Raw genomic sequence first — 12,280 nt, forward strand, 5'->3', positions numbered from 1 at the left:
GGCTAGCCTCCGCTCAGCTGGCGATGTCCCGGGCCGGGCCGCTGCCGCGCAGCCGGCCCACCACGCCTTGCGGGAAATAATAGACGCTCAGCACGAACAGCAGGCCCAGCCACAGCAGCCAGCGGTCAGGGTGCAGCAGCGCCGACAGCAGCGGCAGCGCGGCGGTGCCGTCGCTGGCCAGCTTCATCACGTCCTGCAGGTAGGTCTGCGCCACCAAAAACAGCACGGTGCCGATCACCGCGCCGTAGAGCGTGCCCATGCCGCCGATCACTACGATCAGCAGGATGTCGACCATGATCTCGAACGACAGCGAGGTGTCGGGCCCGTTGTAGCGCAGCCAGAGCGCCATCAGCACGCCCGCCAGCGTGGCGAACATGGCCGACAGCACCGTCGACACGGTGCGGTAGACCACGGTGCGGTAGCCGATCGCCTCAGCGCGGAAGTCGTTTTCGCGGATCGCCTGCAGCACCCGGCCGAACGGCGAGTTGACGATGCGCAGCATGGCCAGGAACAGCACCAGCGCGCCGGCGAATACCAGGTAGTAGCTCAGCAGCTTGCCGCTCAGCGGCACGCCCAGCCATTCGGCATCGCCCAGCGTGAAGCCGGGGCGCAGCACCTCGGGCACCTTGAAGGTCAGCCCGTCCTCGCCGCCGGTCCATTCAGACAGCTGCGACACCAGCGTGGCGAAGGCGGTGGCCACCGCCAGCGTGATCATGGCGAAGAAGATCGCGCGCACCCGCAGCGAGAACAGCCCGATCAGCAAGGCCAGCAGCGCCGACACCGCCAGCGCGCCCGCCGTGCCGGCCAGCAGTGCGCCCCAGCCCGGCTCCATGCGCGACATGGCGATGGCCACGCCATAGCCGCCGATGCCGAAGAACATGGTGTGGGCGAACGAAACGATGCCGGTATAGCCCAGCAGCAGGTCATAGCTGGCCACCAACACCACGAAGATGCAGATCTTGGCCGCCATGTTGAGCGCACGTGCGCCGGGGAAGGCAAACGGTGCGCACGCCAAGGCCACCAGGATGACCAGCAGGATCACGGTCAGCACGCGGCTGCGCGGCAGGTCGCCGGAGAGAAGTCGGATCATGGTCGTTGCCCTCAGCGCCGCGCCACCGGGAACAGCCCTTGCGGGCGCCACAGCAGGATCAGCATCATCAGCAGGATGTTGGAGAACAGCGCCACCTTGGGCATCAGGAAGCCGGTGTAGTTGGCCATCAGCCCCACCAGCAGCGCGCCGACGAAACAACCGGTGGTCGAACCCAGCCCGCCGATGATGATCACGATAAAGATCAGCACATTGACCTGCGCGCCGATCGCCGCCGTGATGTTCTGCTGGTACAGCCCCCACAGCACGCCGCCCAGCCCGGCCAGCGCCGCGCCCGCGACGAACACGCCGACGAACAGCCGCCGCACGCGGTAGCCCAGCGCCTCGACCATCTCGCGGTTCTCCACGCCGGCGCGGATCAGCAGGCCGATGCGGGTGCGGTTGAGCAGCAACAGCATGGCGATGAAGATCACCAGCCCCAGCGCCATCGCGATCAGCCGGTATTTCTCGATCGCCGCGTCGCCCAGCAGCACCGCGCCGCGGAAGGTGGTGGGCACCTGCAGCGCAATGGTTTCCGGACCCCAGATCGCCTTGATCAGCTGCTCGGCGACGATCATGCCGCCCATCGTGATCAGGATCTGCTTCAGGTGCTGGCCGTAGACCGGACGCACCACCACGCGCTCGAAGAAAAGCCCGACCGCGCCGGCTGCCACCATCGCCGCGGCGATCGCCAGGGCAAAGACCGACAGGTTCAGCGCCAGGCTGTCGGCCTCGACCCAGCCCGCCAGCGGCAGCAGCACCGACGCCGCGACATAGGCGCCCAGCGCGATAAACGCGCCATGGCCGAAGTTGAGCACGTCCATCAGCCCGAACACCAGCGTCAGGCCGGACGAGACCACGAAGATGATCATGCCCATCGCCAGGCCGGCAATGGTCAGTGTGAGCCAGGTGGACGGGCTGCCGACCAGGGGAAAGGCCAGCAGCATCAGCAGCGGTGCGAGGGCGAGCGGGGTCCAGTCGAGGCGGACCTTCGGCAGATCTACCGGCGCAGCGCTTGATAGGGTCGTTGATGTTGTCATGGATCTCATCCTGCCGCGGGCATATCGTCCCGCGCGCTGTGTGCTCCCTCTCCCGCTCGCGGGAGAGGGGAGCAAACAATCGGTCTCGCTGCTCGTCTTCGCTACTGGTGCGCCGCCAGCGACAACCCCAGCAGCTTCTGCTGCAACGCCTCATCCTGCGCCAGCGCCGCCATCGTCCCCGCATGCACCGTGCGGCCATCGTCCATCACCGCCACCGTATCCCCCACCGACTTCGCCATATGGAAGTTCTGCTCCACCAGCAGGATCGACACCTCGGTCTGCTTCAGCTCCCGGAACACGTGGATCATGTTCTGGATGATCGCCGGCGCCAGCCCCTTGGTGGGCTCGTCGACGATCAGCAGCTGGCGCGGCTCGATGATGGCGCGCGCCACCGACAGCATCTGCTTCTGCCCGCCCGACAGCACGCCGGCACGCTGGTGCCAGAAGGTCTTCAGCGCCGGGAACATGCGGAACACCCAGTCCAGCCGGCGTTCGTCGATGGCCCCGGTGCGCGCGGCCAGGCGCATGTTCTCGGCCACGGTCAGGTCGGAGAACACGCTCATGTTCTCGGGCACATAGGCAATGCCGGCCTGCGCGATCGCCGGCGTGCCCTGGCGCGTGATGTCGCTGCCGTTGAAGCGGACCGTGCCGGCGCTGGCCTGCCACAGGCCCATGATGGTGCGCAGCGTGGTGGTCTTGCCGGCGCCGTTGCGCCCCAAGAGCATGGTCACGCCGCCGCGCGGCACCGCGAAGCTGACGCCGTGCAGGATGTGGTACGGGCCGATATGGGTCTGCACGCCCTGCAATTGCAGGATCGGCTCCGCCGCGGTCGTGTCAGCCATGGCTGCCCTCCTCTTCCGGCAGGCCCAGGTAGGCCTGCTGCACCACCGGCGATGCGATCACCGCGGCGGGCTCGCCATCGGCCACCAGCGTGCCGTTGTGCAGCACGATGATGCGGTCGGCCAGCGAGCGCACCACGTCCATCTTGTGTTCGACCAGCAGCACGGTCTTGCTGCGGTCCTGGCGGATCTCGCGGATCAGGTCCAGGATCACCGGCACTTCATCGACGCTCATGCCCGCGGTGGGCTCGTCGAACATGAACACGCGCGGCTGCAGCGCCAGCAGGATGCCGACCTCCAGCTTGCGCTGGTCGCCGTGCGGCAGCGATGCCACCGTCAGGTGGCGCTTGCCCGCCAGCGCCACGCGTTCCAGGATCGCCATGGCCTGCGCCTGCAGCTCGCGGTGGCGCGACCACATCGAGAACAGGTCGATGCCGCGCTGCTGCCGCGCCTGCACCGCCAGCCGCACGTTCTCGAGCACCGACAGCTGCGGGAACAGGCTGGTCAGCTGGAACGCGCGACCGATGCCGCGCCGGGTCTTCTGCGACACCGGCAGGCGCGTCACGTCCTCGCCATCGAGCAGGATCTGCCCGGCGCCGGGCGGCAGCTGCCCCGAGATCAGGTTGAAGTACGTGGTCTTGCCGGCGCCGTTGGGACCGACGATGCAGGTCAGCTCGCCCGGCCGGAACGCGCACGACACCGCATTGACGGCAACGTGCCCGCCAAAGCGGATGGTGAGCCCGCGCGTTTCCAGCAGCGGCTGCGCCGCGCTCGCCGCCGCGCCCGCGGGCTGGCCCGCCGGCTGCGACGGCGCCGGGGTGGCCCTGGCGAAGGTGGCTGGCGCGTCCATCAGCGGTGGTTGCGCACGGGCACGTTCATTTCCTCGGGCTTGATCTCGCGCACCAGCTCCGGCACACCCCAGGCAAAGGCCGGGTCCACCTTGATCTTGAAGTGGTACATCGACTGCATCGCCTGGTGGTCTTCCTTGCGGAAGGTCATCCTGCCCTTGGGCGTGTCGAACGACATGCCTTCCATCGCCGAGATCAGCTTCTCGGTGCCGGTCTCGCCGTTCGTTTTCTTCAGGGCTTCGACCAGCGCGATGCCCGCGCTCATGCCGCCGGCGGTGAAGAAATCGGGCGGCGCCTTGAACTTGCTGTAGTGATTGGACACCAGCCACTCGTTGGCCTTGTTCTTGGGGATGCCGAAGTAGTAGTAGGTGGCCCCTTCCATGCCCGGGAAGTTCTTGTAGCTGGCCATCGCCGGCAGGATGTTGCCGCCGGTGGCGATCTCGATGCCGTAGCGTTTCGGGTCCAGGTCGGCGATCTTGAACGGATTGCCGGCGCCGGCCCAGATGATGAAGATCACCTTGCGGCCGGGCTTGTCCTTGAGCGAATCGAACAGCCGCTGCGCCCCCGCGGTGAAGTCCGTGGTATTGGTCGGCAGGTATTCCTCATGCACGATCTTCGCGTTCTTCAGCGCGCCCTTGAAGGCCTTGACGCCGTCGCGGCCGAAGGCATAGTCCTGCGCCAGCGTGGCGATCTGCACACCCGGCTTGTCCAGCGCCACGGCGTTGGAGATCGCGTCCTGCGACGAGTTGCGCCCGGTGCGGAAGATATAGCGGTTCCACTTGTCGCCGGTGATGGAGTCGGCCACCGCGGGCTCGACCAGCAGCACCTTCTTGTATTCCTCGGCCACCGGCAGCATCGCCAGCGCGGTGCCCGATGAAGTCGGGCCCACCGCAATGTCGGCGCGGTCGTCGCTGTAGGCCGCGGCCAGCTGTGCCTTGGCCACGTCCGGCTTGCCCTGGGTGTCTTTCTCGATCACCACCAGCTTGTTGCCGTTGACGGACATGGTGCCGTTGGTGGCGTATTCCAGGCCCATCATCAGACCGGTCTGGGTCTGCTTGGCATAGGCCTCGAGCGCACCGGTCTTGTCGTAGACGTGGGCGATGCGGATGTCCTTGGCCAGCGCGGCGCCGGCGCCGAGCAGCGCGGCCGCCATGGCCAGGACGCGTAGGGCGTGGGGGTTGCGATGCATTGCGGTCTCCTCGGTTCGGTCTCGTTTGTGTTTGTAGGGATGAAACCTGCTGCAACTGCGTGGCATGCCGGCTTGCGGCGCATGCGGGCCGGTACTGGCGCCTATCGCAACTATCGCGTCTGGCGCGGCTGCAGGCCGTGCGCGATCAGGTCGAAAGCGGTGTCGACCACCTTCTCCATCGATGGCGGACGCTTCCAGCGCGCATAGCGCATGCCGAGAAAATTGCTGATGCCGATCAGGCACCAGGCGCGCACCTCGGCATCGCCGGGCACGATCTCGCCCTGCTCTTCGGCGCGGGTCAGGCGCCGGCTGTAGAGCTCGGCGAACACCTGGAAATAGCTGCTGTAGATGGTTTCGTCCACCGAGTAGGAATCCAGCACGATCCGGTACAGGTTCTTGTGGCGCGAAACGAAGGAAAGAAACGCCTTCAGGCCGAGGCGCTCGGCCTCCATCTGGGTTTCGGCGGCGGCCACGTGCTTGCGCAGGTGCGCGCGCACCAACTCCAGCATGTGCGCGACCAGCGCGCGGAAGATGTCTTCCTTGTCCTTGAAGTACAGGTAGAAGGTGCCCATCGCCACCTTGGCTTCCTGCGTGATCTCGGAGATCGACGCGGCGTAGTAGCCCTTCTCGCCGAACACCTTCTCGGCGGCGCGCAGCAGCGCCTCGCGAGTCTTCTGCCCGCGCGCGGTCTTGGGCGCGCCCATGCCGCCGGCCGGGCCGGTGGCGTCGACGTCGGCGATGCCGGTGTCGCCAGTCTGCGTGGTGGACATCTTGTCTCCGGTGGCGCTGCGCGCCTTGTCATGGAAATGCCGACCGCTGCCTTTGCTGCCGGCAACGGCAGATCCCGGCAGGCGCCTCCTCGCACCTGCCATCGCCCTGCCGTCGCCCCGAACCGACAATCAGGCAAAACCTGATATCTGATTCATGTTTCATCGTATAAATTGCGCAGCGTGGATGTCAATAGAGGGGCACCCTCATCCCGGGGCGCATCCCGGGCACCTTTTCCCCCTCCAGCCAGCCGAGACCCGCCGTTGAACGCTTCCGATCCGGTACCCGCCAGCCCCGCCGCGCCGCCCTTTGCGCTCCATCCGGCGCGCGGCGCCCTGTCCGGCTGGCGCGAGGCCGGCCAGGGACGGCCCTTGCTGTTGCTGCATGGCTGGTCGGTAAACGGCGCGGCGTTTGACGGGCAGCGCGCGCTGGCGCTGGCCGGGTTCCGCGTCATCGCCCCCGACCATGCCGGGCACGGCCTGTCGCGGCAGCGCGCGGGCGCAACCGTGGCGGCGCTCGCGCGTGACGTGGCGGCACTGGTCGCGCACCTGGGGCTGGCTGACGTGGTGGTGGCAGGCTGGTCGATGGGCGCGATGGTGGCCTGGACCCTGCTGCGCGACCAGCCGCAGCTGCCGCTGGCGGCGGTGGGCAGCATCGACATGACGCCCCGGATGGTCACCGACCAGGACTGGCCGCATGGGCTGCACGGCCACTACGACATGGCCCTTGCCCGGCAGATGGCAGACCGCGTCCGTGCCGACTGGCCCCGGCTGGCGCCGTCGGTGGCGTCAGGCCTGTGGGCGGCGGGCCGGCCTGCGCAGGCAGCGGCGGCGCAGCGCATCGCGCACATGGCGCAGCAATGCGATGCCGCGGCGCTGGCCAGCTTGTGGGAAGACATGGCGCGCCAGGATTTCCGCGACACGCTGCGCACGGCGCGGCTGCCGCTGTTCCATTTGTACGGTGAGGCCAGCCGCCTTTATGCGCCGTCGGTGGGCATCGCCACGCGGGCCTTGCACCCGGCGGCGGGATTCAGCGTGGTGGCCGGCGCCGGCCACAGCCCGCATATGGAGCAGGCGCAGGCCTTCAATGCCGCGCTGCTGGCCCTGGTCCGGGAAGCGGATCAGGCCAGCATGCGGTAGGTCCAGAGCCCGAGCACGGTCAGCAGCAATGACCCGCCGAGATGCAGCAGCAGGTGCAGCGCGGCCCAGCCGTAGTCGCCGGCCATCAGGTTGGCCACGACCTCGCTGGAAAATGTCGAGAACGTGGTCAGCCCGCCCAGGAAACCGGTAATGGCCAGCAGCCGCCATTCCGGCGGCAGGCCGGCATGCGCGTCGAAGAAGCCGACCGCCAGCCCGACCAGGTAGCCGCCCAGCAGGTTGGCCGCCAGCGTGCCGTACGGCATCGCCGGATTGATGGCATTCCACAGCACCGAGAATCCCCAGCGCAGCCAGGCCCCCGCCGCGGCGCCGATACCGACGGCGACAAACCCCAACGGCCCCATCAGGGCTGGTCCTCGCCGCTGGCGTTGATCGACCGGATGCCCCAGCGCTTCAGCGCGTCTTCATCGGTCACGCGTGCGTCGACCCAGCGCGCGCCTTCCGGTGTTTCTTCCTTCTTCCAGAACGGCGCTTCGGACTTGAGGTAATCCATGATGAATTCGCAGGCGGCGAAGGCATTGCCGCGATGCTTCGATGCGACCGCGACCAGCACGATCTGGTCCAGCGGCAGCAGCGGGCCGACCCGATGGATGATGGTGACGCCCAGCAGCTCCCAGCGCGCGCATGCCGCGGCTTCGATCTGCGCCAGCGCCTTCTCGGTCATGCCGGGGTAGTGCTCCAGCTCCATCGCGCTGACGGCGCTGCCCTCGCTGACATCGCGCACGGTGCCGATAAAGCTGGCCACGGCGCCCACCTGCGGGTTGCCGGCGCGCAGTGCCGCGACTTCCGCGCCGAGATCGAAGTCCTCACGCTGCACCCTGACGCTCATGTCAGCCTCCGGTCACGGGCGGGAAAAACGCAACTTCGCAGCCGTCGGCAAGCGCGGTATCGGCGCGCGCCACGGCGTGGTCGACGGCCATGCGCAATGCGCGGCCCTCGGCCAGGGTCTCGGCCCACGCGCCGCCGCGCCGGATCAGCCAGTGGCGCAATTCGCCCACGGTGCGCACCTCGGCCGGTACCTCGGCGCGCTCGGCGGAGACGTCGAGTTGTTCGCGCACGCTGGCAAAGAATCGGAGTTCGATGATCATCGCTACCTTCTGTATCCTGGGCATCCTGGTGATGCCGCCCGCTACGCGAGCAGGCCGTCAAACGGAATGAACTGCACGGTGTCGCCGCGCGCGATCGCCTGGTTGGGCGGATTGTCGATCAGGCCGTCGCCCCACACGGTGGAGGTCAGCACGCCCGAGCTCTGGTTGGGGAACAGCTCCAGCCCGCCCTCGGCATTGACGCGCGCGCGCAGGAACTCGTTGCGGCGGTCGCCCTTCTTGAGCTCGAAATCCGCGCGCAGCGGCAGGCGCCGCGGCGCCACCTCGGCCACGCCCTGCAGGCGCAGGATGAACGGGCGCACGAACAGCAGGAAGGTCACGAAGCTGGATACCGGGTTGCCCGGCAGCCCCAGGAAAAACGCCGGCTCGCTGCCGGTGCCGACCTGCCCGAACGCCAGCGGCTTGCCCGGCTTGATCGCGATCTGCCACATATCGAGGCGTCCTTCGGCCTCGACCGCCGGCTTGATATGGTCTTCCTCGCCGACCGAGACGCCGCCCGAGGTAATGATCAGGTCATGCCCCTGCGCCGCGCGACGCAGGGTCTCGCGCGTGGCGGCCAGCGTATCGGGCACGATGCCGAAGTCGCTAACCTCGCAGCCCAGGTTTTCCAGCAGGCCGCGCAGCGTGAAGCGGTTCGAGTTGTAGATCGCGCCCGGCTTGAGCGGCTCGCCGGGCATCGCCAGTTCGTCGCCGGTGAAGAACACCGCGACGCGCACGCGGCGCACCACGTCGAGCTTCGCCTGCCCTACCGACGCGGCCAGCCCCAGCGCCTGCGGCGTCAGCCGCGTGCCGGCCGGCAGGATCACGCTGCCGGCCTCGATGTCTTCGCCGGCGCGCCGCACCCATTCGCCGGACTGCGGCACGTGGTTGACGATCACGTCTTCGCCGTCGGCGGTGCATTGCTCCTGCATCACCACGGCATCGGCGCCCGGCGGAATCAGCCCGCCGGTGAAGATGCGCGCGGCGGTGCCGGGTTCCAGCGCCGTGCCGACATGGCCGGCGGAAATCCGTTGCGACACGCGCAGCCGCGTGCCGGCGGCCGGCACGTCGGCAGCGCGCAGGGCGTAGCCGTCCATCGAGGTATTGTCGGCCGGCGGCACGCGCAGCGTGCTGGTCACCGGCGCCGCCAGCACGCGGCCGTTGGCGGCCAGCGTGTCGATCGACTCGGCCTGCGCCAGCGGACGGGCGGCGCCCAGCAGCGCGTCGAGCGCCTGGGCCAGGGTCAGCATCGGGGGGCGGGAAGGTGCTGCGGCTTGGGTCATGGTGCGATGTGGGAAAGGGTTGGCCCATGAAAAACGGTCCGCGCATTGCCGGCACCCGCGCGCGGGGCTGGCAATCCGGGGACCGTGGTTCGGGCCCGCAGCCTGATTGTAGCGAGTTGGCCCGCACCCGGCACGCGGCGGCGCCGCAGCCACGTCCGCGCCACCGCGCGCTTACAGGCCGGTGTGGCGGGCGATATAGGCCTTGACCTGCGCGGCGTCGGCCGGCATCACCTCGAAGCGCTGCGGCAGGCTCTCGATGCCCTCGAATTTCGCCGGGCGCTCCGGCTCGTGGCCGAGCGCCTCGCGGATGGTGTCGGCGAACTTGGCCGGCAGCGCGGTTTCCAGCACCACCATCGGCACGCCGGCGCTGAGATGCTCGCGCGCCACCTTGATGCCGTCGGCGGTATGGGTATCGATGGTGACGCCATAGCGCGACGACAGGTCGCGGATGGTCGCCAGCCGGTCCTGGTGCGTGCTGCGTCCCGAGACGAAGCCGAACTGGCGGATGCGGTCGAATTCCGGCGTGCCCGAAAGATCGAAGCCGCCCTGCTCTTCCACGTCGCGGAACAGCGCCGCCAGCTTGCCGGCGTCCTGGCCCAGCAGGTCGAACACAAAGCGCTCGAAGTTCGAGGCCTTGGAGATATCCATGCTGGGGCTGGAGGTGTGGTAGGTCTCGGCCGACTTGCGCACACGGTAGGCGCCGGTGCGGAAGAACTCGTCGAGCACGTCGTTCTCGTTGGTGGCGACCACCAGCTTGTCGATCGGCAGGCCCATCATGCGCGCGATATGGCCGGCGCAGACGTTGCCGAAGTTGCCCGACGGCACGCAGAACGAGACCTTCTGGCCGGGGCCGTCGGTCGCCAGCAGCCAGCCCTTGAAGTAGTACACCACCTGGGCCACCACGCGCGCCCAGTTGATCGAGTTGACCGTGCCGATCTTCTGGCGTGCCTTGAAGGCGTGGTCGTTCGAGACCGCCTTGACGATGTCCTGGGCGTCGTCGAACACGCCGTCGATGGCGATGTTGAAGATGTTCGGATCCTGCAGGCTGAACATCTGCGCGGTCTGGAACGCGCTCATCTTGCGGTGCGGGCTCAGCATGAACACGCGGATGCCGCGCTTGCCGCGCATCGCGTACTCCGCCGCGCTGCCGGTATCGCCCGAGGTCGCACCCAGGATGTTCAGCTCCTGCCCGGCGCGCGCCAGCGCGTACTCGAACAGGTTGCCGAGCAGCTGCATCGCCATGTCCTTGAAGGCCAGCGTCGGGCCGTTGGACAGGCCCAGCAGCTGCAGCTTCGTGCCGCCTTCCTCGCCCAGCGTGCGCAGCGGCGTGATGTCGGCGGTGTTGTCGCCGGCGCGCGCGTTGCAGTACACCTCGGGCGTATAGGTCTTGCGCGTCAGCGCACGCAGGTCTTCGGCGGGGATGTCGTCGCAGAACTTGCGCAGAATCTCGTAGGCCAGGTCGGCATACGGCAGCTTGCGCCAGGCTTCGAGCTCGTCGGCCGTGACCTGCGGATACTGCGCGGGCAGGTACAGGCCGCCGTCCGGCGCGAGGCCGCCCAGCAGGATCTCGGAAAACGATTGCGGCATCTCGTGGCCGCGGGTCGACTGGTATTTCATGGCAATCGTGCGGTCCGGCCCTTAGTTCAGTTCTTCCATGCGCAGGCGCGTCACGGCGGACAGCACCGTCGGCAGCGCCTCGATGCGGGCGATGGCGGCGTTGACGTGCTTCTCGCGCGTGATGTGGGTCAGGATGATGATGTCGGTCTGCGGCTCGCCTTCACGCGATTCCTTCTGCAGCATGGCGTCGATCGAGATGCCGCCCTCGGCCAGGATGCGCGTGATCTCGGCCAGCACGCCGGTCTCGTCGGACACGCGCATGCGCAGGTAGTACGAGCTGTTGATCTCCTCGATCGGCAGCACCGGCACGCTCGACAGCTCGTCGGGCTGGAACGCCAGGTGCGGCACGCGGTGCTCGGGGTCGGCGGTGTGCAGGCGGGTCACGTCCACCAGGTCGGCGATCACCGCCGAGGCGGTCGGCTCGGCGCCGGCGCCCTTGCCGTAGTAGAGCGTGGCGCCCACGGCGTCGCCCTGCACCAGCACCGCGTTCATCGCGCCTTCCACGTTGGCGATCAGGCGCGCGGCCGGCACCAGGGTCGGATGCACGCGCAGCTCGACGCCGTCGTCGCGGCGGCGCGTGATGCCCAGCAGCTTGATGCGGTAGCCCAGTTCCTCGGCGTACTTGATGTCGGTGGCGGACAGCCTGGTGATGCCTTCCACGTGGGCGCGCTCGAACTGCACCGGCATGCCGAAGGCGATCGCGCTCATCAGCGTGACCTTGTGCGCGGCATCGACGCCTTCGATGTCGAAAGTGGGGTCGGCTTCGGCGTAGCCCAGTTGCTGCGCTTCCTTCAGCACCACGTCGAAATCCAGGCCCTTGTCGCGCATCTCCGACAGGATGAAGTTGGTGGTGCCGTTGATGATGCCGGCGATCCACTGGATGCGGTTGGCGGTCAGCCCTTCGCGCAGCGCCTTGATGATGGGGATGCCGCCGGCCACCGCGGCCTCGAACGCGACGATCACGCCCTTCCTGCGCGCGGCTTCGAAGATCTCGTTGCCGTGCACGGCCAGCAGCGCCTTGTTGGCGGTGACCACGTGCTTGCCGTTCTCGATCGCCTTGAGCACCAGCTCGCGCGCGATGCCGTAGCCGCCGATCAGCTCGATGACGATGTCGATGTCGGGGCGGTTGACCACCTCGTTGGCATCGCTGACGATCTCCACTTCCCCGTTGGTCAGTTCGCGCGCGCGCTCGGTATTGAGATCGGCCACCACGGCAATCTCGATGCCGCGGCCGGCGCGGCGACGAATTTCTTCCTGATTGCGCTTGAGCACGTTGAACGTGCCGCTACCGACGGTACCGATGCCGAGCAGGCCGACTTTGATTGGGTTCATGGAAAATCTTCTCTGTTGCTATGGATGAGTTGCGC

Annotated in this window: 13 protein-coding genes; 1 reads left to right on the forward strand and 12 read right to left on the reverse strand. The window is 68.0% G+C overall.

The window, feature by feature from the left end; genetic code table 11:
- Positions 1 to 13 precede the first annotated feature (13 nt).
- The 6 genes from CBM2594_RS09990 to CBM2594_RS10015 all read right to left on the reverse strand — a co-directional run bounded on the left by CBM2594_RS09990 (position 14) and on the right by CBM2594_RS10015 (position 5,773).
- Positions 14 to 1,090 carry a branched-chain amino acid ABC transporter permease gene (locus CBM2594_RS09990; protein ID WP_116356699.1) on the reverse strand — a complete coding sequence of 359 codons (1,077 nt, stop codon included), beginning with the start codon at positions 1,088 to 1,090 and terminating at the stop codon, positions 14 to 16.
- Positions 1,091 to 1,101: 11 nt separating this feature from the next.
- Positions 1,102 to 2,127 (reverse strand): branched-chain amino acid ABC transporter permease, encoded by a 1,026-nt coding sequence (locus tag CBM2594_RS09995; RefSeq protein WP_116356700.1) that lies wholly within the window; start codon positions 2,125 to 2,127, stop codon positions 1,102 to 1,104.
- A gap of 101 nt (positions 2,128 to 2,228) precedes the next feature.
- Complete coding sequence (locus CBM2594_RS10000; RefSeq protein WP_116356701.1) at positions 2,229 to 2,969, reverse strand: ABC transporter ATP-binding protein; 741 nt, start codon at positions 2,967 to 2,969, stop codon at positions 2,229 to 2,231.
- Positions 2,962 to 3,723, reverse strand: coding sequence for an ATP-binding cassette domain-containing protein (locus CBM2594_RS10005; RefSeq protein WP_116357759.1), 762 nt, complete (start codon positions 3,721 to 3,723; stop codon positions 2,962 to 2,964). The genes CBM2594_RS10000 and CBM2594_RS10005 overlap by 8 nt, the downstream gene beginning before the upstream one ends.
- A 92-nt stretch (positions 3,724 to 3,815) precedes the next feature.
- Positions 3,816 to 5,003 (reverse strand): substrate-binding domain-containing protein, encoded by a 1,188-nt coding sequence (locus CBM2594_RS10010; RefSeq protein WP_116356702.1) that lies wholly within the window; start codon positions 5,001 to 5,003, stop codon positions 3,816 to 3,818.
- 110 nt (positions 5,004 to 5,113) lie between these two features.
- The gene (locus CBM2594_RS10015; protein ID WP_116356703.1) at positions 5,114 to 5,773 is read right to left on the reverse strand and encodes a TetR/AcrR family transcriptional regulator; all 660 of its coding nucleotides are present in this window, start codon (positions 5,771 to 5,773) and stop codon (positions 5,114 to 5,116) included.
- Between the two features lie 261 nt (positions 5,774 to 6,034).
- On the opposite strand from CBM2594_RS10015, the gene CBM2594_RS10020 reads away from it, so the two are divergent.
- Positions 6,035 to 6,910 (forward strand): alpha/beta fold hydrolase, encoded by an 876-nt coding sequence (locus CBM2594_RS10020; protein WP_116356704.1) that lies wholly within the window; start codon positions 6,035 to 6,037, stop codon positions 6,908 to 6,910.
- Here CBM2594_RS10020 and crcB read toward each other — a convergent pair.
- The 6 genes from crcB to CBM2594_RS10050 all read right to left on the reverse strand — a co-directional run bounded on the left by crcB (position 6,892) and on the right by CBM2594_RS10050 (position 12,245).
- Positions 6,892 to 7,272, reverse strand: a complete 381-nt coding sequence (crcB, locus tag CBM2594_RS10025) for a fluoride efflux transporter CrcB (protein ID WP_116356705.1) — start codon at positions 7,270 to 7,272, stop codon at positions 6,892 to 6,894. The genes CBM2594_RS10020 and crcB overlap by 19 nt on opposite strands.
- Entirely contained in the window at positions 7,272 to 7,757 is a 486-nt protein-coding gene (gene moaE, locus CBM2594_RS10030) for a molybdopterin synthase catalytic subunit MoaE (RefSeq protein ID WP_116356706.1), read from the reverse strand. Before moaE ends, crcB begins: the two co-directional genes overlap by 1 nt.
- 1 nt (position 7,758) lies before the next feature.
- The gene (gene moaD, locus CBM2594_RS10035) at positions 7,759 to 8,016 is read right to left on the reverse strand and encodes a molybdopterin converting factor subunit 1 (protein WP_116356707.1); all 258 of its coding nucleotides are present in this window, start codon (positions 8,014 to 8,016) and stop codon (positions 7,759 to 7,761) included.
- Between the two features lie 41 nt (positions 8,017 to 8,057).
- The gene (locus CBM2594_RS10040; protein WP_116356708.1) at positions 8,058 to 9,296 is read right to left on the reverse strand and encodes a molybdopterin-binding protein; all 1,239 of its coding nucleotides are present in this window, start codon (positions 9,294 to 9,296) and stop codon (positions 8,058 to 8,060) included.
- Between the two features lie 171 nt (positions 9,297 to 9,467).
- Positions 9,468 to 10,913: a threonine synthase gene (gene thrC / locus CBM2594_RS10045; RefSeq protein WP_116356709.1), complete on the reverse strand. Its 1,446-nt coding sequence runs from the start codon at positions 10,911 to 10,913 to the stop codon at positions 9,468 to 9,470.
- A 21-nt stretch (positions 10,914 to 10,934) separates the two neighbouring features.
- Entirely contained in the window at positions 10,935 to 12,245 is a 1,311-nt protein-coding gene (locus tag CBM2594_RS10050; RefSeq protein ID WP_116356710.1) for a homoserine dehydrogenase, read from the reverse strand.
- Positions 12,246 to 12,280: the final 35 nt, after the last annotated feature.

Source organism: Cupriavidus taiwanensis, assembly GCF_900249755.1.
Classification (GTDB): Bacteria; Pseudomonadota; Gammaproteobacteria; order Burkholderiales; family Burkholderiaceae; genus Cupriavidus; species Cupriavidus taiwanensis_D.